This window comes from Luoshenia tenuis (assembly GCF_014384745.1).
GTDB lineage: Bacteria > Bacillota > Clostridia > Christensenellales.
This window is the reverse complement of record NZ_JACRSO010000005.1, coordinates 163975-188016: the sequence shown is the minus strand read 5'-3', so window position 1 is coordinate 188016 and position 24042 is coordinate 163975. Positions and strand designations below refer to the sequence as shown.

Genomic DNA, 24042 nt, shown 5'->3' with positions numbered 1-24042 from the left:
TTTCAAAACGATTCTTTTGGCAAAACTGGCGGGGCGCGCCCCGCCTTAGGCCCGGATGATCTCCGAGAAAAGCGACTGCCACCCCTGCGCATAAGGGGATACGGCATAAAAGGCATACCGCCCCTTGATCTCCAGCACATAGCCGTTGAGCAGAGCGGTCTGCTGCGCGCCGTACCCCTCAAAGGAGGCCTTTTGGCTGGCCTGCCGCTGCAAAATGGCCTGCTCCACCGCAGAGGCCTGCTGCTCGTCTTTCATCTTGACCACCAGCAGCTCGTCCGCATCCATGGGCGAGGCGGGGAGGCAGAGCATAAACCCCTCCAGGTCCTCTTCCTCCAGGTTATAGTAGCGCCGCAGGTCGCCCGCGGCGCCGGCCTTGAGCCCATCCATCCCTTCGGCCTGGGAAAGGACCGAGGCGATCTGCTCCATGGGCTTATCGGCATAGTTGCCGGAGGTGCAGATCAGGATGAGGAACACCGCGATAAAGGCCATAAGGCCGATTTTAATGAACAGAAAATTATGCTTCATACCGCCCTCACCCGTCCAGGCCCGCAACTTGGGCCATGTGCTGCATCCACTGGATATAGTAGCTGTTGACCACGTGGATGCCATCGGACTTGTACATCTCAGGCTTGCCCTCCACGTAAGGGTTGTTATCGATAAAGGGGAGGTTCAGCCGGGCGCACATCTCCTCTAAAGCCCTGTTGAACTCGGGATACTTGCCGTAATAGGCATTTTCATCAATGGCGTTTTGCTGCACGGGCAGCACGCTGTTGACGTAGAGCTTTGCCTGAGGCAGCGCCTGGCGCAGTTTGGCGATCTGCTGCTCATAATACTTTATAAATTCATTGGCATCCCCCAGGAAATAGGGCAGATCGTTCATCCCAAAGGAGAGGAAGATATGATCCGGCGCAAGGCCGATGACGGTGGCCATCTGCTCGTCCGCCTCTTTGACGCTGATGCCCCGGTGGCTGACCACGTTATTGCGGGGCAAAAAACCGTAATCCGCCAAAGCCTCGGTAATAGAATCCCCCACGATCACGGAGCCCTTGAATTGCTTGCGCAGCGTGCGGAGCGCGGCGGCCTCCGCCTCCTTTTTCTGGCGCTCGGCCTCTTGCTGTGCCGCTTGCTCCTGCCGCTTTTGCTCAGCCTCTTCCTGCTCTTTTTGTTGCCTTTCGGCTTCGGCCTGCTGGCGCTGAGCTTCGGCGCGGGCGTCCACCTGCGCCTGGGCCTGCGCCACATCCGCGGCCTGGGCCTGTTGCAGCAGCGCCTGCCCCTGGGCCAGCTGTGCCGGGTCTATCGCCGGGCGGGCCAGGCCATGCTGTAGGGTCAGGACGCACACCAGCCCGGCCACAAGCGTGCCCGCGCACGCTACTATGCGCTTAAAGCGCCTGCTTTTGACCCTGATCCTGCGTCCATCCCTCATCCGCACCGTTGACCCACCTTATGACAAATTTCGTATCTCTTACTATTCTATCGGTTTATCCGTCCAATGCAAGGGCTGTAGACAAATGGAACGAAGATTTAACACTTTTGAAACCTTATCTTTAAAAATCGTAACGGATATTTTGCTTGACAGGAAAAACCTGCCATTTGGGCAGTAAAAAGGCGGGCGCATTTTGCGCCCGCCCTTAATTGCGATTCATAATTTACAGGCTTTTCAGATCCTGCGCGATCTCCCGGTAACAGTCCTCCGCCTGGGGGTAAAGGCCACACTTATCGATGAAGGCATGATCCATCCCGTTGTAGCGCAGCATGCGCACCTCTACGCCATCGTCCATGAGGCGGCGGGCATAGGCCTCGCACTGGAGGCGCAGGGAATCAAACTCCGCCACTACGATCAGGCTCTTGGGCAGGCCCTTAAAATCCTCCGCGCGCAGCGGTGAGGCATAAGGGTCATCCACCTGACTGGGCGAGGTGAGGTACAGGGCGGTGGAGTTGGCGTCCACCCCATAGATGCCCAGGGCGCACTGCCGGGCCATCTGCTCATCCTCCGGGCGGAAGGTAAAGGCGTCCAGCGTCCAATCGTAAAAGGGGTTGCCATCAAAGGGCCCCCGGTCTACCGTGGGGTAGATCAGCGCCTGATAATGGATCATGCCGCTGCCCAAATCCCGGTCCTTCAGCGTGCAGACCGCCGAGAGGTTACCCCCGGCGCTGTCCCCGGCCACGCCGATCTTGCGGGGATCGATCCCCAGTTCCCGGGCGTGGTTATAGACCCAGGTGACCGCGTCAAAGCAATCCTCAAATCCTTGGGGATAGGGATGCTCCGGCGCCAGGCGGTAATCCACCGAGACCACGACGCACGCCGCCTTTTCAGCGATGGCCTTGCAGGGGTTCTCCACCGTTTTGCAGCTGCCGCCAAAAAAGCCGCCGCCATGGATGAACACAAGGCAGGGGCAGCCCGGCTTAGCCTTTGGGGCGGTGTAGATAAAAAGGCCGATGGGGCCGTTTTTCCCATCGATGGTGCGGCACTGCGTGCGCACATCTCCGGCGGTGATGTCGGCATTAGCCCAGCCCATCTTCTGGCGCATGGCGCCGATGGGCACGCCATTATAGGTGTAGGGGTCCACCTCGCCCTCCTGCGCCGGGGGCTGGGCGCGCACCGCCCGCACTCGCGGGTCCACTGCGCCGGGCAGGTCCTCATCCGGCACGGGCTTGATGGTGACGGGCAGGCCCGCCACATCGATCAAACGGGTATTCTCCTCCAGGCGCTGCAGACAGGTACGGTAATCTGCCATTTTGATTCCCTCCTTAAAAAACGCGCTATCTTTATATATAAAGTATAACCGATAGACTTACGCCCTGTAAACCCAACCTAAAAGCGCTCCTTTCGCCGCTGCACGCGCAGCTGCTGGCGCCGCTCGGCGGCCTCCCACTCGGCAGCCTCGGCATCGGTATCCAAAATCAGCCGGGGCACCGGCGTGGGGTTGCCCTTTTTATCCAGTGCGACCATGACAAGGTAGGCCACATTGATCTTATGCCGCTCTCCGGAAAGTTCCTCCACATAGGTATCCACCCGTACCTCCATGGAGGTGCGCCCCGCCCGGGTGAGCTTGCCCACCAGAATAATGGTATCGTTGACAAAGGCTGGCGCGCGGAATTGCAGGTTATCTACCGATGCGGTGGTCACATCGCACCCCGAGTGGCGGCGGGCCACCACGGCGGCGACCACGTCGATCCACTCCATCAGCTTGCCGCCGAACAGCCGGCTCTGGCCGTTGATCTGTTCGCTCATCAGGATCTGCACCTGCTCGGTGCGGGAATCGGACACGTGCTTGGCGCTGAGCTTGCCGGTTTCATCTGTCATATCGTGTGCTCCTTTAACATAGGTTTGGAGACATTGCTCTGCCCTTAGTGTAACACAGCGGTGCGCAAAAAACACGCCCGGAGCGCAGGCCGGTAAAAAAGGGGACTGGCAATCCGCCCCGGCTTGGTCTACAATAGTAAACAAGAGTACTACGGCCTGCGCTTTAGCCCTGGCCGTTACATTGAGAAAGGCGGGAGTATCCATGAAAAAATGCCTGGCGCTGGATATCGGCGGGTCCAAATTGATCGTAGCGCTGGTGGACGAAAGCGGCAATGTGCTTTGCCAGGAGAAGACGGCCTTTTCCCCCCGGCCGACCCAGGAGGAGGTGCTGGAAAAGATCCTCTCCAGCGTGGCGCGCCTGCCCATGGCCGGAGAGGCCGCGGCCTGCGGGGCCACCATCCCGGGGCTGGCGGACCCGGAAAAGGGACTGTGGGTATACGCGCCCTATTCCGGCATTGGGGATTTCCCCATCGCACAGCTATTGGGCGAAAGATTGGGCCTTGACGTTTATATTGAAAACGACGTAAACGCCTGCGCCCTGGCCGAGCAGCGCTGGGGCGTGTGCCGGGAGATGCGCGATTATCTGTGGATCACCGTTTCCAACGGCGTGGGCGGCGCGCTGGTATTAAACGGGCAGCTGTACGCCGGGGCGGGCGGCAACGCCGGGGAGATCGGCCACCTGACGGTGGAGAGCGGCGGGCCCCTTTGCCCCTGCGGGAAACGCGGCTGTCTGGAGGCCTGCGCAGCCGGCCCGGGCATCGCCCGGCGCTACCGCCAGGCGGCGGGGCTGCCCGAAGGAGACCCCATCGACGCGGCGCAGATCGCCGCGCGCGCACGGGCGGGCGAGGCGGAGGCCCTGGCCGTATGGCGCAAGACCGGCAACTACCTAGGCCGGGCCATTGCGGCGGCCACCAACCTGCTGAACTTGCAGGCCGCCATCATCGGCGGCGGGGTATCTTTAAGCTTTGACCTGCTGCAAGAGGGTATCGCCCAGGTCTATGGGCAGGAGGTCTTTGCCACTGCCAATGCCGGCATGCCCATTTTGCAGACCGGCCTTGGCTACGAGGCGGGTTTGCGGGGTGCGGCCGCCCTGGCCTTTCAGGGTTTGGAGCACCAAAACGCTTAAAAGGAGGAAGACTCATGATGAATATTTGGCACGATATTGCCCCGGAGCGGATCCGGCCCGAGAGCTTTACCGCAGTGGTGGAGATCTCCAAGGGCGGCAAGAATAAGTATGAGCTGGACAAGGAGACCGGCATGCTGCGTCTGGACCGGGTGCTGTACACCTCTACCCACTACCCGGCCAATTACGGCTTTATCCCCCGCACCTACGCCGCGGATAACGACCCGCTGGACGTGCTGGTGCTCTGCCAGGAGAGCATCATCCCCCTTACCCTGGTACAGTGCCGGCCCATCGGCGTGATCCTGATGGTGGACGGGCAGGACAAGGACGAGAAGATCATCGCCGTACCCGAGGGGGATCCGAATTACTCCAGTTATACGGATATAGACCAGCTTCCGCCCCACTTTTTTGACGAGATGAGCCACTTTTTTACCGTCTATAAGAGCCTGGAGGGCAAAAGCGCCTATGTGCGCAACATCAAAGGGCATAAAGAGGCGCTGGAGGTCATCCGCTCCTGCATGGAGCGCTACAGCCAGATGCAAAAGCCGGCGTTCAACGTTTAGGAGGGACAGCCTGTGGAAAAGAAGAAGTTTGCCATGATGATCCTGGGGCCTTACTATGATCCAGAGCAGCACCAGGCCCACTTTGAGACGGCCTGGTGCGATACCTATATCGTGACCGTGCGGGACTTTGAGGAGGCGAAGGCCAAAATCCTTGAACTGCAGCAGCTGGGCGTAGGCGCGGTGGAGGTTTGCGGCGGCTTTGGGCCGGAAAGGGCCAAAGAGCTGATCGCCCTGACAAACGGCGAATTGGCCGTCGGCTATGTGACCAGCTTCCCCGAGCAGGCGCCGCTGTTCGCCCAGGTGTTTGGCGATTAGCGCCGGGCCTTACTATCTTAATAAAGTACTTTACCCATGCCGGCCGGTGCAATACCGGCCGGCATGATGTATAAACGCCCCAAAATAGAATAATGCGCCCTTCCATCGCGGACGGCAAAGCGCCCCGCGCCCTTGATCTGCCGGGCATAGCCCCGCCTTTTGCCCTATTCTTGTCACTTGTCATTGCAGCTGTCTTGACACATATTGCCATCTACGCTACAATAGGTGCCGTTAAGCAAAAGACCGGCGGCCTTTTAAACGTATGCTTAATTAGAGGAGATCAAACATGAATCAGGCCTGTGATGTGGTCATCGTCGGCACGGGGGTGGCGGGGTTATACTGCGCGCTGAATCTGCCGGAAAAGTTGAACGTGCGTATCATCACCAAGCAAGCGGCGGACGGCGCCAACTCGTTTTTGGCCCAGGGCGGTATCTGCGTGCTGCGCGGCGAGGAGGATTTTAACGACTATTATGCGGATACGATGCGCGCGGGGCATTTTGAGAACAACCCCAAGACCGTGGAGCTGGTACTGCGCAGCTCCAACCAGATCATCCGCGACCTATTACGGTTGGGCGTGCGCTTTAACCGCGACGCGCACGGCAACTTTGACTATACCCGTGAGGGCGCCCACTCCCGGCCGCGCATCTTATTTTGCAACGATGTGACCGGGCGCGAGATCACCGGCACGCTTCTCCAGCAGGTCCGCAGCAGGCCTAACGTGACGATAGACGAGTATACCACGCTGCTGGATATCATCTCGAAGGATAACGCCTGCCACGGGGTCGTGGTATCCGACCAGGCGGGCCAGATCTCTACGATCGGCGCCAACCATGTGGTGCTGGCCTGCGGAGGGCTGGGCGGGCTTTATAAAAACTCCACCAGCTTTCCGCACATCACCGGGGACGCATTGGCCATCGCCCTGCGGCATAATGTCGCGGTGGAGCATCTGGATTATGTGCAGATCCACCCCACCACCCTGTTTTCCAGCAAGCCCGGCAGGCGGTTTTTGATCTCCGAATCCGTCCGGGGCGAGGGCGCCCTGCTGCTGGACAAGCGGGGCAACCGGTTTGTAGACGAGCTGCAGCCGCGCGACGTGGTCAGCCAGGCGATATGGAAGCAGATGGAAGCAGATGGAAGCGAACACGTGTGGGAGGATATGCGCCCGCTGGGCGAGCAGACGATCCTGACCCACTTCCCCCACATCTACCGGCGCTGCCTGGAGGAAGGGTTTGACCCGCGATACACGCCCATCCCCGTCGTCCCCGCCCAGCACTACCTGATGGGCGGGATCAAGGTGGATCTGGCCAGCCGCACCTCCATGGCCGGGCTGTACGCCTGCGGCGAGACCAGCTGCAACGGCATCCACGGCAAAAACCGGCTGGCCAGCAACTCCCTGCTGGAATCGCTGGTGTTTGCCCAGCGCGCGGCGGACGACATCGTATTTGCCGCACGGGCCAAACGCGCCGCGCCCCCGCCCGAGGTGGACCTTAAACAATACGAAGACCTGGACGCCCTGTTTAGCGAATATCGCAGGGCCGTATTAAAAAGATTAGAAAGGTTGGAAGCAAAGCATGGATAAGATCGCACTGAAGCTGAATATGGACAGGCTGCTGCTCATGGCCCTGCGGGAGGATATGACCAGCGAGGACATCTCCACCAACGCCGTAATGCCCAAGGAGCAGCGCGGCACGGTGGACCTGATCTGCAAGCAGGACGGCATTATCGCCGGGCTGGACGTATTTGTACGGGTGTTTGAGCTGCTGGATGAAACGACCTGCGCCACGCTGCTGTGCCAGGATGGGGATGCCGTAAAGAAGGGGCAGCTGCTGGCCACCGTGCAGGGGGATATCCGCGTGCTGCTCTCCGGCGAGCGGGTGGCCCTTAACTATTTGCAGCGCATGAGCGGCATTGCCACCTATACAGGCGATATCGCCAAGCTTTTGCAGGGCAGCCAGACCACGCTGCTGGATACCCGCAAGACCACGCCCAACTGCCGCATTTTTGAAAAATACGCCGTACGCGTGGGCGGCGGGCACAACCACCGCTACAACCTGTCCGACGGCGTGCTGCTTAAGGATAACCACATCTCCGCCGCCGGCGGCATTACAAACGCCGTGCGCCTGGCCAAGGCCTACGCCCCCTTTGTACACAAGATCGAGGTGGAAGTGGAGACGCTAGAGCAGGTACAAGAGGCGGTAGACGCCGGGGCGGACATCATTATGCTGGACAACATGACCCCGGAGCAGATGCGCCAGGCCATTGCGCTGATCGGCGGGCGGGCGCAGACCGAGTGCTCCGGAAACGTCACCCGGGAAAACATCGCCGCCCTGGTGGCCTTGGGGGTGGATTATATCTCCAGCGGCGCTTTGACCCACTCCTCCCCGATACTGGATATTTCTATGAAGCATCTGCACGCCATTTAAGAAAGGGGTATTCGTTTGAACGTAAAGGAACGGCGCAACGAGATCCTCAAGATCCTAGGGCGGGCTGACGGCCCCGTGGCGGCGAAAGAGCTGGCCGTTCGCTTCCACGTCAGCCGCCAGGTCATCGTACAGGATATGGCCGTGCTGCGCGCGGTGAATTCCGATATCGTTTCTACCTGCCGGGGCTATATCCTGCAAAAAGAGGCCTGTTTCAGCCGCGAGATCAAGGTCTGCCATGCCGAGGAGGATGTGGCGCGGGAGCTGAACCTGATCGTGGATTACGGTGGCAAGGTCAAAAACGTCAGCATCAAGCACCGGGTCTATGGCCGGATCACCGTGGATATGGATATCGCCTCCCGGCAGGATGTGGACGAGTTTTTAGAGCTGCTGCAAAGCGGAAAATCCACCTTGCTGGGCAGCGCCACCGCCGGCTACCACTACCACCTGATCGAGGCGGCCAGCAATGAGCGGTTGGACCGGATCGCCCGCCAGCTGGAGCAGGCCGGGCTTTTGGCCCCGCTAACCCCCTGGGAGCAGGAGAACGAAACGGAGGAGCAGGACAACCCATGACCGTAAAAGAATTGCAAGAAGAGATCCTTCGCCTGAAGGCCGAAAAGGATATCTGTATTTTGGCCCACGCCTATCAAAGCCAGCCCATCTTGGAGGTGGCCGATTACATCGGCGATTCCTACGGGCTGAGCGTGCAGGCCAGCAAAGATAAACGGCAGAACATTTTGATGTGCGGCGTGCGCTTTATGGCGGAGACCTGCAAGGTGCTCTGCCCGGAAAAACGGGTATACCTGCCCAACCCGGAGGCCGGCTGCCCCATGGCCGAGCAGCTGGACCCTGAAGGCCTTGCCGCCCTCAAAGCGCAATATCCGGATTACGCCGTGGTGGTCTATGTCAACACGACCAGCGCCCTGAAAGCGCAGGCCGACGTTTGCGTGACCTCCGCCTGCGCCGTACAGGTCTGCCGGGCGATAGAAAACGACAAGATCCTGTTCGTTCCTGACCCGAACCTGGGGCAATATGTGGCCGGACAGTTGCCGGATAAGCAATTTGCCTTTTACCAGGGCGGCTGCCCGCACCATATGCAGGTCACCCCGGATGAGGTGGCCCGCGCCAAGGCCGCGCACCCCAACGCGCTGGTGCTGGTCCACCCCGAATGCCGCGGGCCGGTAACCGATATGGCGGATTATGTGGGCTCGACCACGGGCATCATGGCGTATGCGCAGCAATCCCCCGCGCAGGAATTTATCATCGGCACGGAGATCAGCATCGTCGAGCACCTGCAGTACCAGTGCCCGGACAAGCGGTTTTACCCACTCTCCGCCAGCCTCACCTGCGCCAACATGCGCCTGACCACGCTGATGGACGTGTATCACTGCATCCGCGGTACCGGCGGGGAGCAGATCGTCCTGCCGGAGGAGGAGATGGCGGGCGCCGGGCGCTGCATCAGGCGGATGATCGCCCTGAACGGTTAGGTTTGCAGACCATAAGCGATAATAGATCGTGGGTAGAAAAAAAGACAGGGGCGCGCTCCCCTGTCTTTTCTATTACCGTTATGGGTTTACCCCTTAGGATACGTGGATGCGGTTATCGTCAAAGGCGATCTTGGCCATGCCGTGCACATGTACCGGCTTATCCCGCCCCGGCACCCGGTAGGCCGCGCTTTTATCGCCGCAGAGCAGCTCGTCACAGCAGGCCAGCATGTCCGGCACGATCTGTTTCGAGATGCCCAGCCGGCTGTGGCCGGGATAGAGCACGTCAAATTCATCCAGATGCGCCATCAGGCGCGTTAAGCCCTGGCGGAATTTTTCCACCGTCATGTAAGGCGTGACAACCGCGTCCGGATCGGAGGACATGCAAAAGGTGGGCGTCCACACCAGCGCATCCCCGGAATAGAGCGCCCGGCGCTTACGGTCCAGCAGCGCAATGCCGCCCTCGGCGTGCCCGGGCAGGTGGAACACCTCCACCTCATAGCCGCCGCCCAGATCGAACACGTGGCCGTCCTCCACCGTCTCCACCGCATAGGGCGCGGGCTGGATGAGGTCGCCTCGCGTGTAATTATACTGGCGCACCTCGTCCGGCGGCAGCTCTCGCCGGGGCGCGGTCATCTGCGCGCGCAGCCCGGGCGCATCCATCGCATGGATAAAAACGCTGCCAAACTGCGGATTGCCCAGCACATGGTCGGGATGATGATGGGTGTTGACTACGAACACCGGAAGATCGGTCAGGCTCTCCACCAGCCCTTTCAGGTCGCCAATGCCAAAGCCGGTATCCACCAGCATGGCCTTATCTTTCCCCGGCACCAGGTGGCACCAGGCGTCCCCGCTGTAGCCGGGGCTGCGCGAGAGGATGTGCCAAAGGCCCTGGGCGCCCGGCACCTGTACTAAAGGATAATTATCAGATAACGCCATTTTCTGCCTCCGTTCAAACGCAATGCCGCGCGGATAACGCCGCGCCGCTCTGATGTTATTTTGGCACGCGGCGGGCGGCCCTGTCAACCCGAGGGGGAGCGCTATTTGAGCACGTGCGGCTTGAACCCCTCGCCCAGTACCTCGTGGGCGTTGCTCAGGATGACAAAGGCCTCCGGATCGACCCGGGTGACGATGCGCTTAAGGCGCACCAGCTGCATGCGCGTTACGGCGCAGAGCAGCACTTCCCTTTCTTCGCCGCTGTACATGCCCCGGGCCGAGAGCAGAGTCACGCCCCGCTCCAGCTCCTCCATCAGCAGCTGGGCGATCTTGCGGCTTTGATCGGAGATGATATAGCATACCTTGCCGCTGTCCAGGCCCTCCTGCACAAGGTCGATGGTCTTGGTGGTCAGGAACAGGGCCAAAATGGCGTACAGCGCCATCTCGGCATCAAAGATAATGCCGGCGGCCAGGATGATCACCGCGTCGATAACAAAGATCCAGCCCGTGACCTTGAGCTGGGGGATGAGCTTGTGCAGCAGTAATGCCGCAAGCTCGCTGCCGCCGGTGGTAGCGCCCCCGCGCATCACCAGCCCCAGCCCAAGGCCCATGGCCGCCCCGCCATAGACGCTGGAGAGCATGGCGTTTTGGCTAAGCGCCACCTCGGGGATCAGGTAGGTGGCCGCGCTCAGCAGCAACGTGGCCAGGATCGAGCGCCAGAAAAGCTCTTTGCCCACCTCCCGGTAGCCCAGCGCGAACAGCGGCAGGTTGACCAGGATATTGACCAGCCCCACCTGCAGCCCCAGCGTATGGTATAAGATCGTCCCCAGGCCGGTGGCCCCGCCGGCTACGACCTTGGCGGGCACCAAAAACAGGTTCAGCGCCCCGCCGGCGATAAACGCGCCCACCACCAGGAGGACGTAATCCAGCAACACGGTCTTTTTCTTTTGCTTCTTCATGTTTTTTTCTCCTCAATCCCAAAATAGCTTGTCCCATATGGATAAAAAGGGGAAGGCCGCCCTTCCCCTTTGGTTTTTAACGCGTCCGCTTTACAGGTCGATCATTCCAAGGCTGATCCGCAGCGCCTGGTCCACCTGCTCCATCCACTCGGGCGGCAGGCTGCCCAGCTTTTCGCGCAGGCGCGCCTTATCCAGCGTGCGCAGCTGCTCGGTCAGCACCACCGAATCCTGCTTGAGGCCGGAGGTATCCCCCGCCACCGCCACATGGGTGGGCAGGCGGGATTTATTGATCTGACTGGTGACCGCCGCAACGATCACCGTGGGGCTGTACCGGTTGCCAATATCGTTTTGCAAAATCAACACCGGACGCACGCCCCCCTGTTCGGAGCCGGTTACGGGGCTTAAGTCCGCAATATAAATTTCTCCTCTTTTCATCATCGCTATTCACTCTCCGCCAACAGCGCCTCATAGTGCGCCGAATCTAGGGCTTGGGCAGCCATGCCCCATTCCGCCCAATCTCGATTGATCTGGGCCATGCTTTCGTAGCCTTCACGCATTTGTTGACGGATAAGCTCCCTTTGCTTTTCGGAGATATAAGCCCGCATCGCCTCCCGGATCAATTCGCTGCGGTTGACGTTGTGATCCCTTGCGATCTGGTCCGCCTGGGCCAGCAGCGAATCGGGCAGGCTGATGAGTATTTTCTTTAACTGGGGCACGGTAGATTCCTCCTTTCACGCGGAGGCAACCTTGAAGCGCCCCCTGCCCTAGAGGCCGCTTAGGCGGGCAAAAACCCGGGCCAGGCCCTTGTGCATATCCGAGGCCGTAAGCCCATGATACCCCATTTCCCGGGCTGCGAGATCCCCCGCCGCGCCGTGAACGTAGCTGCCCAATCTTGCCGCATCATAGCCGCCCAGCCCCTGGCCCAGCAGCGCCGTGATCACGCCGCTAAGCACATCCCCGCTGCCGCCTGCGGCCATGCCGGGGTTTCCGGTAGCGTTGAAGGTGACCCGCCCCTCGGGCGAGGCGATAACCGTGGCCGAGCCTTTGAGCAGCACCACGCACCCCCAGCGCGCGGCAAATTCTACCGCGCAGCCCACCGGGTCCTGGAGGATATCCTGCACCTTCCAGCCGCACAGCCGCGCCATCTCCCCGGGATGGGGGGTGAGCACCACCGGCGCAGCGCGTCCGCGCAGGATATCGGGATCTTGCGCCAATGCGTTAAGACCATCCGCGTCTATTAACATAGGTATATCCGTCTGCTCTAAAATATGCCGGATGAGTGAAAAATGATCGCAATCTTTCCCCAGCCCCGGGCCGATGCCCACGGCCGACTTGCCCGCAAGGGCGGATAGCGCCGCCTGCGCGGCACCGTGTATACGTCCATCTTTCTCGGGCAGCGCCAGGCACATGGCCTCGGGCGGGTCTCCGTTTAGCAGCGGCAAAAGGCTGCCGGGCAGCATCAGCGTGAGCAGCCCCGTCCCCGAGCGCAGCGCACCCCCGGCGGATAGGCGGGCGGCCCCGGCCATGCCTGCGCTGCCGCAGATCAGCGCCGCATGGCCATAGCTGCCCTTGTGCGAATCCCGCGCGCGCTTAGGCACCAGCGCCGCCGCATCCTCAAAGGATAGCTGTTCATAGGGGCAGTCGCTATGGATCTGGGGCGGGATGCCGATATCCGCCACCACGATCTCCCCAGCGTATTCCCGCCCGGGGTACAGGCACAGCCCGCTTTTAAGGGCGTGGAAGGTCACCGTCTTTTGGGCGCGCACCGCGCAGCCCAGGATATGCCCCAGCCGCCCGTCCACGCCGGAGGGAATGTCGCAGGCGATGACCGGCCTATGCTGTCCGTTCAGCCAGCCGATGGCGGCGGCGTACAGCCCGGAGACCGCCCGGTCCAGCCCGGTGCCCAGCAGGCAGTCCACCGCCACGGACTCCGGCGCGCCCGCACAAAAGGCGGCCAGCGCCGCTTCGTCCGCGATCTCCCGCACTGCGCCGCCGCAGCGCAGTAAAAGCTCGTACTCGGCCCGGGCGTCCCCTTTTAGCTTACCGGCACTTGTCAGCAGGGCCACCCGCACCGGGCAGCCTTCTAATAGCAGCATGCGGGCGGCGGCCAGCCCGTCCCCGCCGTTATTGCCGCTGCCGCATAAAAACAGCGCCCCGCCCTGCGCCAGGGGACGCACCGCGTCCCGCAGGGCCATGGCGGCTTTTTCCATCAATACCAGGCCCGGAAAGCCATAATCCTCAATGGCCGTCCGGTCGGTCTGGCGCATCAGCTCCGGCGTCAATACACGCATCTTGTTCCCCTCCTTTACTTCTCGCGGGTGACCGCGCGCAGCACCGCCCGGCGCAATACCTCCACCGCGGCCACGCAAATTTGGTTAAAATCCCCCGCCGCGCGCCCCGTGGACAGGGCAAAAAGGGTGTCCCCATCGTTTAAGGTGTGCACCGGGCGGATGGAAAGCGCCAGCCCATCCTGCGCCACGCGCGCAAGGCGGTTGCACTGCTCGCGGGAGAGGGCCGCATCGGTGGCGATCACGCCGATGGTGGTGTTGCGCCCGGCCTGCCCCTCCACCGGAAATTGCAGGGCCGCCTTGGCGGTGTTGATAAAGCCTCCATCCGGTCCCTTAGCGCCCGAGATGATAGCGCCGGTATCCGCGTCATACACATCCCCCAGCGCGTTGACCGCAACCGCGGCAGCCACCTTTGCCCCGCCGGGCAGGGTGATGCTACAGGTGCCAAACCCGCCTGGAGCCGCCCCGGCCGGGCCTAAAATCTTGCCGATGGTCGCCCCTGTGCCCGCGCCCACGGCGCCCTGCGCCAGCGGGCTGGAAGCGGCGGCCTTGGCCGCGGCATAGCCCATCGCCTCATCCGGGCGGGCCTTGGGATCCCCCACGCCCAGGTCGAAGATCACCGCGCCGCAGACCAGCGGCACCCGGGCCACCCCAACGTCCAGCCCCACGCCCTGCTCTTCCAGGTAGCGCATCACCCCGCCGCAGGCATTCAGTCCATAGGCACTGCCCCCGCAAAGGGTGACGGCGTGGATCTTTTGCACCAGGTTGCCGGGGTTAAAAAGATCGGTCTCCCGGGTGCCGGGCGCGCCCCCGGCCACGTCCACGCCGCCCACGGCCCCCTCCGGGCAGAGGATGGCGGTGCAGCCGGTGCACCCGCGTTCATCCGTGGCGTGCCCCGCCAGAATGCCCGCTATATCCGTTATGCTTCCTGTAAACTGCTCATACATAGCCCAATATCCCCCTTACCGATACTTCGCCGGAGACCACTTTCTCCCGCTGTCCCTGCTCATTTTCTACGATCAGCTCGCCATCCTCCGCCAGGTCCACCGCCCTGGCCTTATACTTACCCTCCCGGGTGACCAGCAGCACCTCCTGGCCCAGGGTAGCGCTGTGGCGGCGGCAATAATCCACCACCGCCCCCACGCCCGCGGTCATCAGCTGGTCGTAGCGCTGTTCCAGCTGGCGCATCACCGCGCCCGCCAGCGCGCAGCGTTGGAAGCTGCGCCCGGTCTCGATCAACAGCGAGGTGGCCTTGTCCCGTATCTCCTCGGGGAAATCTTCAATCCCCTGGGCCACGTTGATGCCGATGCCCATGACCACCCACTGCACGTTATCCATATCCGCGCTCATCTCGGCCAGGATGCCGCACACCTTTTTGCCGTTTACGATCACGTCGTTGGGCCATTTGATAGGGGCCTGCACCTTGCAGACCTCCTCCAGCGCGGCGGATACGGCAGCGGCGCTGAGCATGGTCAATATCGGCGCGCGCTGGGCCTCAAAGGGCGGGCGCAGCACCACGCTCATAAACAAGCCCTGTCCTTTAGCCGAGTTCCACCCCCGGCCCAGGCGGCCCCGGCCGGCGGTCTGCGTTTCAGCCAGCACCAGCGCCCCGTTCGGCGCGCCCTGGGCGGCCCACTCCTTGGCCCGCAGATTGGTAGAATCGCAACTATCGTACACCTGTATGGCCTGGCCCATCTCCCGGGTGCCCGCGGCGTGGCGGATAAGCGCTGGTTCCAGATGATCCGGCATGGAAAGCAGCCGGTAGCCCCGCCGGGTGGCCGAGGCGATCTCAAACCCATCTTCCCGCAGGGCCTTGATGTGCTTCCACACGGCCGCACGGGTCACCCCCAGTTGCTCGCAGATCTTTTCGCCGGAGATATCCTTTTCCCCCGCCTCCAGCAGCAGGGTCAATATCGCATCCCGCATGTTCAGGCCTCCTTCTTTTCTGCCTCTATTTTACCCTTTCCCCACATAATTGTAAACTTGGTGAAAAATGATAACCCTTTATCGCTTTATCCCCCTTGCGGGGCCTGCCCCCCATGGTTTATGATGGAAAAAACGGCGCTTCAAGCGCCCCATTTCCCGCCCGGTACGCGGGCGCAGCCATAAGTTGATCGCAATATTTTTTGAACGTAAAACGAATAGGGGGAACTTTAGATCATGCAGGATTTTGCAACCATCGCTTCCGCGCTGCGGGAGAACATCCAGAAAGTTATCATCGGTAAGACCGAGGTGGTGGACCTGATGCTGATCGCCATGGCCTGTAAAGGGCATATCCTGATCGAGGACGTGCCGGGCGTGGGCAAGACCACCATCGTATCGTGTCTGGCCAAATCGCTGCAGTGCGATTTTAGGCGCATCCAGTTTACGCCGGACATTCTCCCCAGCGACATTACCGGCTTTTCCATGGCCAACATGCGCACGGGGGAATTTGAGTTCCACTCCGGGGCGATCATGAGCCAGATCGTGCTGGCGGACGAGATCAACCGCGCCTCGCCCAAGACCCAGAGCGCGCTTTTAGAGGTAATGGAGGAAAACCAGGTGACCGTGGACGGGGTGACCTATGCCGTGCCCCAGCCCTTTTTGGTGCTGGCCACCCAGAACCCGGTGGAGTACCTGGGCACCTATCCGCTGCCCGAGGCCCAGCTGGACCGGTTCTTTATGCGGCTATCCATCGGTTACCCCAGCGTGGGCGAGGAGGTGGACATTCTCTCCCGCTTTGAGACGGAGGACCCCATGGAGAGCCTTTCAGCCATCGCCACGGGTGAGGATATCCTCGCCCTGCAGCAGCAGGTACGCACCACCTATGTGGCCGATGAGATCAAGGACTACATCGCCCGCATCACCGCCGCCACCCGCGAGCAGGAGTTTTTGCAGCTGGGGGCCAGCCCCCGCGGCGCGCTGTACCTGATGCGCGCAGCCCAGGCCCGCGCCCGGATGGACGGACGGGACTACGTGCAGGTGGACGATGTGCAGAAGATGGCCTACCCGGTGCTGTGCCACCGGCTGATCCTGCGGCCGGAGGCCAAGCTGCGGGATGTGACGGCCGAGCGGGTGATGCAGATCGTGCTGGGCGGCGTATCGGTCCCCAGCCTGGCGAAATGACGCGGCGGCTGCTCCTTTTTGTAGTGGTGATGGTGGTCACCTTTTGCGCGGGATTGTACACCGGCATACGCCTTTACTACGCGCTGCTGTTCGGGCAGGTGGTGCTGCTTTTATTCGCCTTGGCCAGCGTGTACTATACGGTGTTCAAGTTCAACTACCTGCAATCCTTCAGCCCCCTCATCGTCAAAAAGGGCGAAACCGTGCAACTGAATATGCAGCTGTTTAACGACCATGCCTTCCCCTTCCCCCACCTAACGGTGGTGTACGATACGCTGGACACCCTGTTTTCCGGCGGGGAGGTGCGAAAAGAGCTGGACCTGGCCCCCCATGAAAAGGTGGACGTGGGCGAGGAGATGGTCTGCCGCTACCGGGGGCAGTATACGGTAGGGCTGCGCCGCATCGTAGCGCAGGACGCCATGCGCCTTGTGCGGGTGGATTACGACATGACCAAGCTCTACTACTATAAGCCCTGTACGCTTGTGATCTACCCCCGCATCGCAGAGCTGGGGGCGCTGCCCTTTCCCATGGTGGAGATGGACGGGCAATCCCGCCAGTCTCCCAAGGCGTCCGACGAGCTGACCACCCCCTTTGACACCCGGGCCTACCAGCAGGGGGACCCGCTCAAGACCATCCACTGGAAGCTCTCCGCCCGCAAGCGGGAGCTGGTCACCAAGCAGTACGACATCCCCATGCGGCCCCATACCTTACTGTATATCGACGCAGCCGCCCACGGCTTTGAGGGCCTTACCGCCGTAGAGCTTGAGGATATGGCCTGCGAAACGGCCACCGCCATCTGCCGGTGCGTGCTGGCCCACATGCTGCCTTTGGAGATGATCTTTTATAACGAAGGGCGCCAGAGCGTGGCCGGCGCGACCCTGCACGATTTTGCCTCCTTCCACGCGGCGCTGGCCTATATGACCTTTCACGACCGGGAAAAGATGGCGGACGTGCTGGGACAGGAGCAGGCGCTGCTGGCCCGGGCCGGCGGCATACTGCTGGTCACCTGCCAGATGGATGAGGCGCTGTTTAACCGGCTGATCCTGCTCTCGGGCAGCGGCATCACGGCCACGGTGTTCTTTATCACACCTGCGGTGGACCCGGACTCCAAGGCCAGCCATGCGCTGCTGGAGTTGCGGCGCTATGGGGTAAAGAGCGTGCAGATCACCCCACGGGACAGTGTGGAGCAAAAGGCGGGTGAGCTATTATGAGGATGAGAGACCGGCTTTGCCACCTGCTGCTGGATGGCGGCATGGCCGCGCTGTTTGCCGCGTATTTAAGCAGCGCCGCCTTTACCTATCTCCAGCTTGAAACGGTATTTTGGCAGGTGCTCGCCATCGCCCTGTTGGCGGCGGTTGCCTTTAGCCTGCTGTTTTATAATGGAAAAACGACGGGGATCACCCTGGCCGCCGCGGCGCTGATCACTTTGGGCGCCTATCTTTTCCTTCCGGGCGCGCAGGCCTACCTGGCGGGCTTTTTCGGCCAGCTGGGCACCTTTATGGCCTTTGTGCTGGGCGGGGTCTCCCGCCTGGAGGCCGGGGACACCTTTACCTTTGTCTGCATCGCCACGGCGCTTTTGACCCTGCCGGTTTGGCTTTTACAGTACAAGTTCAAAAAAGTGCGGTACCTGCCGTTGTTTATTCTAGCGGTGGTGACGGTATTCTTTTTCGCCCTGCACGAGCGGGCGCAGCTGCCTCCCCTGTGGCCGCTGCTGATCGCCCTTTGCTATCAGTTTATCCGCGCTGGCGGCGAAGCGCGGGATTACGCCTCGCCCCAAAAGAGCCTCAAACTGCGCCTGGCCGCGCTGCTCACGGCTGTAGCGGTCAGCGGTCTGGGCCTATTCTTCCTGCCGGGGGATACTTCCGCCTGGCGCTCCCAGGGCTTCCGGGACCTGGTCGCCAATGTGAACGATCTGCTCAATACCTACGGCAACTTTACCGAGCCGCGCACCAGCTTTTCCATGGCGCAGATGGGCTTTCAGCCCCTGGAGCACCGGCTGGGCGGGCCCATCTCCCCCTCGGATGACGATGTGATGGTGGTCAACGCCACGCGGGAGGTCTATCTGCGGGGCAACGTGCTGGACTATTATACCGGCCAGGCCTGGGAACACGCCGCGCCGGCCAACCGAATCCGCCTGTCCCAATACTGGAACAAGCAGGAGCAAAGCGATGTCTTTGGCCTGGCGCTGCCGGATTATACCCTGCTCAGCCGTTTCCCCTCCAGCCGCTCCATCGATACGGTGAATATCGAGGTGCGCACCACCTCCAGCGGGCCCAGCACCCTGTTTGCCCCCAGCCGCCTGATCAGCCTGGACCCGGCGGACCGCTCTGAGGTCGTACCCTACTTTAATACGGTCAGCGAGGTGTTCGCCACCAAGGATGTGCCCTTTGGCACCGAGTACGCCATGAAGGGGTACGAGATCACCCGCTCTAACCCGTACTTTGACGAGTTTATGGCCTATGTGTATGACGAGAAGGGCGATCAGCTCGCCCCCATGGACCCGGAGCTTGAGCAGTACTATCTGCAGCTGCCCGATAACCTGCCCACAACGGTCTATCTTCACGCGCAGGAGGCCATCGGCTACCAGGAAAATACCCTGAACCCCTACGAAAAGGCCCAGGCGCTGGAGCGCTATCTCCAGGAGAACTTTACTTACGCCCTGGACGTACCCTATCCCCCTGAGGACGAGGACTTTGTCTCCTTCTTTTTAGAAGACGGCCGGGGCTACTGCACTTACTTCGCCTCCGCCATGACGTTGATGGCTCGCTCCCTGGGGCTGCCCGCCCGGTATGTGGAGGGGTTTGCCTTGCCCCGGGCCGAGTCGATCCAGGACTACGCGGTCACCAACCGCAACGCCCACGCCTGGACGGAGGTCTACTTTGACAGCGTGGGCTGGGTGACCTTTGACCCCACGCCCCCGGACTGGGCCTCTTTTGTAGAGGACCTGCTGCCCCAGACCGGGGAGGCCTTTACCCTGCCCGACCAGTATGGCGACGGTAACTACGTACCCATTGAGATAGAGGATACCGGCAAGCTGGAACAGGACGAAGAGGATATGACCCTGCCGCTGATGATCGCCGCGGCGGCCTTGGTGCTGGCTCTGGGGCTATATATGAGCTATTGCTACCTGCGCACCCGGCGCAACTTTATCCGCCGCCGCGCCAAGGGCTGGGATGCGGCCTTTATCGCCGGCTATCAGGACCTGCAGCGGTTGCTGCGCATCCTGGGTCTTGAGCGGGAAAAAGGCGAGAGCGACCTTAAGCAGGCTAGCCGCGCGGATGCGCGCCTGCTTTTGGAGGATGTCAAAGTGGCGGACGCGGCGCTGACCGCTACCCGGCTGCTGCTCTCCCCCTACGCGTGCGACGAGCAGGATTTTGAAAGCATGATGGACGTGCGCGATGCGCTGGCAGCGTATCTGATCCACGCCCGCGGGCGCTGGTATTACCTGCTGCACCGCATCCTGGGGCTGCCGCTGCCCGGCGCCCTGCGCCGGCGGCGATCGCGCAGACACGGGGCTTAAGCCAGCTGGAGGAACAAAATGGCAAGGGGCCGCCCGTGGGGCGGCCCTTTATCGTCCCCTCCAGCGTCTACATTGACAAAACATTAACGTTATTTGCTAATGATTGTTAACTATGTTATAATACCTGTGTATGTTAGGAACCAACACTTCTATTTTGAACAAGGGGGTTACATTTGTGCAATATCGTCCTTTTGGAAAACTGGGGTTTGACGTATCCACCTTTGGCATGGGTTGCATGCGCCTGCCCACCACCACGGACGCCGAGGGCAACACGGTAATCGACGAGAAAGAGGCGATCGCCATGATCCGCCATGCGGCGGACAGCGGCGTAAATTACTTTGACACGGCTTATGTTTACCACAACCAGACCAGCGAGATCGTCGTGGGCAAGGCCATGCAGGATGGCTACCGCGAGAAGGTGCGCATTGCCGATAAGCTGCCGCTGTGGCTGTGCGATACCTATGCGGACATGGAGCGCAAGCTCGACGAAATGCTGGAGCGGTTGCAGACCGACCATATCGACTTTTTGCTGCTGCACTCGCTGGACCGCAAGCGCTTTGACTACGGCAAGGAGCTGGGCGCGCTCAAATTCCTGGACAAGGCGCTGGAGCAGGGCAAGATTTTGCACCCCGCCTTCTCCATGCACGACAATATCGAATCCTTCAAGTACATTCTGGACAGCTATCCCTTTGAGATGTGCCAGATTCAGCTCAACTTCCTGGACGACAAGCTCCAGGCGGGCGTAGAGGGCCTCAAGTACGCGGCGGACAAGGGCGTGCCCGTGGTCATTATGGAGCCGCTCAAGGGCGGCAAGCTGGCAAACAACATCCCCAAGGACGTGCAGGCCCTGTGGGATGGCGCCAGCCCCAAGCGTACCCCGGTGGAATGGGCTTTCCGCTGGCTGTACAACTTCCCGGAGGTGACCACGATTTTAAGCGGCGTCAGCTCCATGGAGCAGCTGCAGGATAACCTGCGCATCTTCTCGGCGCCGGACGCCAAGCCGGGCGTGATGACGGCCGACGAGCAGGCGTTGATTGCCAAGGCCAAGGAGATCTACATGGCCCGCACCAAAGTGGGCTGCACGGGCTGCGCCTATTGCATGCCCTGCCCCCAGGGGATCCACATTCCGGATACCTTTACCATGTATAACGACCTGGTAGACCCCGAGACCTCGGAAAAGGCCAAGGCCAAATATGCCAATGCCATCAAAGAGGGCGTGGATGCCAGCATTTGCGCCCAGTGCGGCGCCTGCGAGGCGGTATGCCCCCAGGCCATCAGCATCATCGATGTGCTTAAAGAGGCCGACGCGGCGCTGCGTTAACCCGATACGCCCAATCGCCCGGGAAAAATCCCGGGCGATTTTTTATTTTAAGGCAGAGCAAAGCCCCCGCGAAAATTTCGCGGGGGCTTTGCTTGCGGCAGGCCGCACTGCAGGGCTTGGCGCATTACTCCAGGTTTAACTTGTTTTTCAGGATATAGCGCGTCAGCACCATATAAAGGGCGCAGACCGCGGCCATTCCCGCGCTGGCCAGCAGCATCATGCTCTCGGCGTTGATATTCATCAAGCTCTCCACGCCTGCAAGGTTTAAGCCCACGGTGGAGCAGACCACAAACAGGATCTGCCAGATCGTATTGATGGCAATGTAGGCCACAAAGCCCATCAGCGCGCGATGGCTGTTAAACAGGTGCCCAATGCTGATGGAAAGATACACCTGCAAAACGAACATGGCGCCGCTGAGCAACAGCATGAGCAGGAATTCTGCTACCAGGCGCACGACCTCCCAGGCCTTGGCGTGCTGGAACAGCAGCCCGAACCCTTCCCACATCGCGGGGAAGAAATCCCCCACCACGCCGGACAGGATCAAAATGGACAGCGCCCCTACGATACAGCTGACCACCGCCCAGATGGCAAAGGTCAAAAGCTTACTCCAGATCAGCCGGCCGGTGGTGACGGGCAGGGTATTCATCAAATATCCCTCGTCCCCCAGCAGGTTTTTGTAAAACCGCTGGATCAGGATCAGCAGCGTGATCACGCCCAGCGCGATAAACAGCGAGAACACCACCAGCCCGCCGATGGCGCTGGGCGCGTCGAACTTGCTGACCATCAGCAGCCGCGTGACCAGTACCGAGACCAGGATGGCGGCATACAGCGGCAAAAACGTGCGCCCGGTGGCGCGCAGCTCGTACTTCATCAGTTTGCCTAGCATTTGAATACCTCCCTGAAGATCTCGTCGATGGATTCGCCATACTGCTGGCGGATGTCGTCCGCCGCGCCGGTGAGCATGATGCGCCCGGAGCGGATAAAGATGATGTCGTCCAGTATCTTCTCCACGTCCGCGATCAGGTGGGTGGAGATGATGACGCTGGCCTCCTCGTTATAATTGGTAATGATGGTATTGAGGATATAATCCCGCGCGGCCGGGTCCACCCCGCCGATGGGCTCATCGAGCATGTAAAGCTGGGCCTGCCGGCTCATCACCAGCACCAGCTGCACCTTTTCCCGTGTGCCCTTGCTCATGGCCTTGATGCGGTCGGCGGGCTGGATATCCAGGTTGCCCAGCATGGTAAGCGCCCGGCCACGGTCAAAGTCGTCATAAAAATCCTCAAAAAAGTTCAGCAGATCGCCGACCCGCATCCAATCGCTCAGATACGTGCGCTCGGGCAGGTAAGAGACGATCTTTTTACTGGCGACCCCGGGCGCGTTGCCGCCGACAGTGATCGTTCCCTCATCCGGCGTCAGCAGCCCATTGGCCAGCTTGATCAGCGTGGTTTTGCCGCTGCCGTTGGGCCCCAAAAGGCCGATGATGCGCCCTTTGGGGATCTCAAGATCCACGCCCTCCAGCGCGACCTTGTGCCCGAAGCGTTTGCCCAGCCCCTTGCATTGCATAATGTTCTCCATACTTCCCTACTCTCCTTTGCCGGTGGACTTGATCAGCGCGATGACCTCTTCTACGCTGTAGCCCATCTGCTCCATTTCCTTTAATAACTGCGTAATACGCTCGGTTGCCATCTGCTTTTTCACCTCGTCGATCAATTGTGTGTCCTCCGTTATAAAGCGTCCGTTTGTGCGCTGGGTAAACACCAGCCCTTCCTTCTCCAACTCCCCCAGGGCCCGCTGCAGCGTGTTGGGATTGACGGCGAGAACCCCCGCCATCTCCCGGACGGACTGCAGCTTTTGCCCCGGGCCGTACTGGCCGGATATTATCTTCTGCTTGATCATATCGATCAGCTGCAGGTAGATCGGCCGGTCGGTGCTAAATTGCCATTCCATTGCTTCACCCCTTTTGCCGTTGTGTCACTGTATTAAGTGGTTAATACAATAATACAGCGTGCCCTTTCTTTTGTCAATAGCCTTTTTCATTTTTTTAAAGCACAGCAAAGGCCCGGCACTGGGCCGGGCCTTACAGGCATTTATTCTTTTAAAACAGGGCCGTCTGTCCATCGGCCGGTTCAAAGCGGATGGCGTTTTCCGCCTGGGCCAGCAGCGCGTCCAGCGCCACATCCCGCTCCAGCCATTTCTGCTGGGCGGGCTTATCGAAGATCACGGGCATCCGGTCGTGAATAAAGGCGATCTCCGGTGCGGCATCCCGGGTCATGATCACAAAGCGGGGCAGGGCGGCGCCCTGCTCGCGCCGGTAAAGCCCGGCCATATAGAGCGGCTCCTGGGGCGAAAGGGCATATTTTTGCTTGCCTCCGCCTTCCAGCCTGCGCCACTCGTAATAGCAGCTGGCCGGGATCAGGCAGCGCCCCTGGGACAGCGGGCGGCGGAACATGCTCTTTTCCCCCGCCGTTTCGCTGCGGGCGTTGATGACCTGGCCCTTGCCGTCAAACCGGGTAAAGCCCCACTGCATCAAATGCGCCCGGTCCGGCGCGGTAAGCACCGGCACGATATGGGTGGGATAGACCTCCCCGGTACGCATATCCGCAAAGGCGGGCGATTGACGGTCCTCCTGTGCCAGCAGCTCCAGCACCCGCATCCACTCGCGGTCCCCCGCGTCGATAAAATATCTTCCGCACATTTTGCATCC

At 60.9% G+C, this 24042-nt stretch carries 26 protein-coding genes; 11 read left to right on the top strand and 15 right to left on the bottom strand.

Features of this window, described 5'->3' with window-relative positions:
• Positions 1–45: 45 nt before the first annotated feature.
• From H8699_RS11340 to H8699_RS11325, 4 genes are all read right to left on the bottom strand, one after another.
• Positions 46–525 carry a DUF4358 domain-containing protein gene (locus H8699_RS11340; RefSeq protein WP_249285788.1) on the bottom strand — a complete coding sequence of 160 codons (480 nt, stop codon included), beginning with the start codon at positions 523–525 and terminating at the stop codon, positions 46–48.
• A gap of 7 nt (positions 526–532) precedes the next feature.
• Positions 533–1423, bottom strand: coding sequence for a GDSL-type esterase/lipase family protein (locus H8699_RS11335; RefSeq protein WP_249285804.1), 891 nt, complete (start codon positions 1421–1423; stop codon positions 533–535).
• A gap of 223 nt (positions 1424–1646) precedes the next feature.
• On the bottom strand, positions 1647–2735 hold the full coding sequence (locus H8699_RS11330) for an alpha/beta hydrolase (RefSeq protein WP_249285787.1): 1089 nt from the start codon (positions 2733–2735) through the stop codon (positions 1647–1649).
• A gap of 77 nt (positions 2736–2812) precedes the next feature.
• Positions 2813–3304 carry an acyl-CoA thioesterase gene (locus H8699_RS11325; protein ID WP_249285786.1) on the bottom strand — a complete coding sequence of 164 codons (492 nt, stop codon included), beginning with the start codon at positions 3302–3304 and terminating at the stop codon, positions 2813–2815.
• Positions 3305–3506: 202 nt separating this feature from the next.
• Between H8699_RS11325 and H8699_RS11320 the strand changes: the two genes are divergently transcribed.
• The 7 genes from H8699_RS11320 (at position 3507) to nadA (ending at position 9212) form a co-directional block, all read left to right on the top strand.
• Positions 3507–4430: an ROK family protein gene (locus tag H8699_RS11320; protein WP_249285785.1), complete on the top strand. Its 924-nt coding sequence runs from the start codon at positions 3507–3509 to the stop codon at positions 4428–4430.
• Positions 4431–4447: 17 nt separating this feature from the next.
• Positions 4448–4990 carry an inorganic diphosphatase gene (locus H8699_RS11315; RefSeq protein ID WP_249285803.1) on the top strand — a complete coding sequence of 181 codons (543 nt, stop codon included), beginning with the start codon at positions 4448–4450 and terminating at the stop codon, positions 4988–4990.
• Between the two features lie 12 nt (positions 4991–5002).
• Positions 5003–5305 (top strand): DUF6506 family protein, encoded by a 303-nt coding sequence (locus H8699_RS11310; protein ID WP_249285784.1) that lies wholly within the window; start codon positions 5003–5005, stop codon positions 5303–5305.
• 286 nt (positions 5306–5591) lie between these two features.
• The gene (locus H8699_RS11305; RefSeq protein ID WP_249285783.1) at positions 5592–6884 is read left to right on the top strand and encodes an L-aspartate oxidase; all 1293 of its coding nucleotides are present in this window, start codon (positions 5592–5594) and stop codon (positions 6882–6884) included.
• Complete coding sequence (gene nadC / locus H8699_RS11300) at positions 6877–7728, top strand: carboxylating nicotinate-nucleotide diphosphorylase (RefSeq protein WP_249285782.1); 852 nt, start codon at positions 6877–6879, stop codon at positions 7726–7728. The genes H8699_RS11305 and nadC overlap by 8 nt, the downstream gene beginning before the upstream one ends.
• Before the next feature lie 15 nt (positions 7729–7743).
• A complete protein-coding gene (locus tag H8699_RS11295; RefSeq protein WP_249285781.1) occupies positions 7744–8298 on the top strand; it encodes a transcription repressor NadR in 555 nt (184 codons plus the stop codon).
• Positions 8295–9212 carry a quinolinate synthase NadA gene (gene nadA / locus H8699_RS11290; protein WP_249285780.1) on the top strand — a complete coding sequence of 306 codons (918 nt, stop codon included), beginning with the start codon at positions 8295–8297 and terminating at the stop codon, positions 9210–9212. Before H8699_RS11295 ends, nadA begins: the two co-directional genes overlap by 4 nt.
• Before the next feature lie 93 nt (positions 9213–9305).
• Here nadA and H8699_RS11285 read toward each other — a convergent pair whose 3' ends face one another.
• The 7 genes from H8699_RS11285 to H8699_RS11255 form a co-directional block, all read right to left on the bottom strand.
• Positions 9306–10148 carry an MBL fold metallo-hydrolase gene (locus H8699_RS11285; RefSeq protein ID WP_249285779.1) on the bottom strand — a complete coding sequence of 281 codons (843 nt, stop codon included), beginning with the start codon at positions 10146–10148 and terminating at the stop codon, positions 9306–9308.
• A 101-nt stretch (positions 10149–10249) separates the two neighbouring features.
• Positions 10250–11104, bottom strand: coding sequence for a YitT family protein (locus H8699_RS11280; protein ID WP_249285778.1), 855 nt, complete (start codon positions 11102–11104; stop codon positions 10250–10252).
• Positions 11105–11194: 90 nt separating this feature from the next.
• On the bottom strand, positions 11195–11542 hold the full coding sequence (locus tag H8699_RS11275) for a type II toxin-antitoxin system PemK/MazF family toxin (protein WP_249285777.1): 348 nt from the start codon (positions 11540–11542) through the stop codon (positions 11195–11197).
• Positions 11543–11544: 2 nt separating this feature from the next.
• Entirely contained in the window at positions 11545–11820 is a 276-nt protein-coding gene (locus H8699_RS11270) for a CopG family ribbon-helix-helix protein (RefSeq protein ID WP_249285776.1), read from the bottom strand.
• Between the two features lie 48 nt (positions 11821–11868).
• Complete coding sequence (locus H8699_RS11265; RefSeq protein WP_249285775.1) at positions 11869–13395, bottom strand: NAD(P)H-hydrate dehydratase; 1527 nt, start codon at positions 13393–13395, stop codon at positions 11869–11871.
• Positions 13396–13409: 14 nt separating this feature from the next.
• Entirely contained in the window at positions 13410–14339 is a 930-nt protein-coding gene (locus tag H8699_RS11260) for a P1 family peptidase (protein WP_249285774.1), read from the bottom strand.
• Positions 14332–15318 carry a biotin--[acetyl-CoA-carboxylase] ligase gene (locus tag H8699_RS11255; RefSeq protein ID WP_249285773.1) on the bottom strand — a complete coding sequence of 329 codons (987 nt, stop codon included), beginning with the start codon at positions 15316–15318 and terminating at the stop codon, positions 14332–14334. Before H8699_RS11255 ends, H8699_RS11260 begins: the two co-directional genes overlap by 8 nt.
• A gap of 234 nt (positions 15319–15552) precedes the next feature.
• Between H8699_RS11255 and H8699_RS11250 the strand changes: the two genes are divergently transcribed.
• From H8699_RS11250 to H8699_RS11235, 4 genes are all read left to right on the top strand, one after another.
• Positions 15553–16497, top strand: coding sequence for an AAA family ATPase (locus tag H8699_RS11250; RefSeq protein WP_249285772.1), 945 nt, complete (start codon positions 15553–15555; stop codon positions 16495–16497).
• Entirely contained in the window at positions 16494–17705 is a 1212-nt protein-coding gene (locus tag H8699_RS11245; protein WP_249285771.1) for a DUF58 domain-containing protein, read from the top strand. The genes H8699_RS11250 and H8699_RS11245 overlap by 4 nt, the downstream gene beginning before the upstream one ends.
• Positions 17702–20014, top strand: coding sequence for a DUF3488 and transglutaminase-like domain-containing protein (locus H8699_RS11240; protein ID WP_249285770.1), 2313 nt, complete (start codon positions 17702–17704; stop codon positions 20012–20014). The genes H8699_RS11245 and H8699_RS11240 overlap by 4 nt, the downstream gene beginning before the upstream one ends.
• A 175-nt stretch (positions 20015–20189) precedes the next feature.
• Positions 20190–21335: an aldo/keto reductase gene (locus tag H8699_RS11235; RefSeq protein ID WP_249285769.1), complete on the top strand. Its 1146-nt coding sequence runs from the start codon at positions 20190–20192 to the stop codon at positions 21333–21335.
• Between the two features lie 124 nt (positions 21336–21459).
• On the opposite strand, the gene H8699_RS11230 is transcribed toward H8699_RS11235, so the two are convergent.
• From H8699_RS11230 to H8699_RS11215, 4 genes are all read right to left on the bottom strand, one after another.
• Positions 21460–22221, bottom strand: a complete 762-nt coding sequence (locus tag H8699_RS11230) for an ABC transporter permease (RefSeq protein ID WP_249285768.1) — start codon at positions 22219–22221, stop codon at positions 21460–21462.
• Positions 22215–22913, bottom strand: a complete 699-nt coding sequence (locus H8699_RS11225) for an ABC transporter ATP-binding protein (RefSeq protein WP_249285767.1) — start codon at positions 22911–22913, stop codon at positions 22215–22217. Before H8699_RS11225 ends, H8699_RS11230 begins: the two co-directional genes overlap by 7 nt.
• A gap of 6 nt (positions 22914–22919) precedes the next feature.
• Positions 22920–23285, bottom strand: coding sequence for a GntR family transcriptional regulator (locus H8699_RS11220; RefSeq protein WP_138296393.1), 366 nt, complete (start codon positions 23283–23285; stop codon positions 22920–22922).
• A 148-nt stretch (positions 23286–23433) separates the two neighbouring features.
• Positions 23434–24033 carry an SOS response-associated peptidase gene (locus H8699_RS11215; protein ID WP_249285766.1) on the bottom strand — a complete coding sequence of 200 codons (600 nt, stop codon included), beginning with the start codon at positions 24031–24033 and terminating at the stop codon, positions 23434–23436.
• Between the last annotated feature and the right edge of the window lie 9 nt (positions 24034–24042).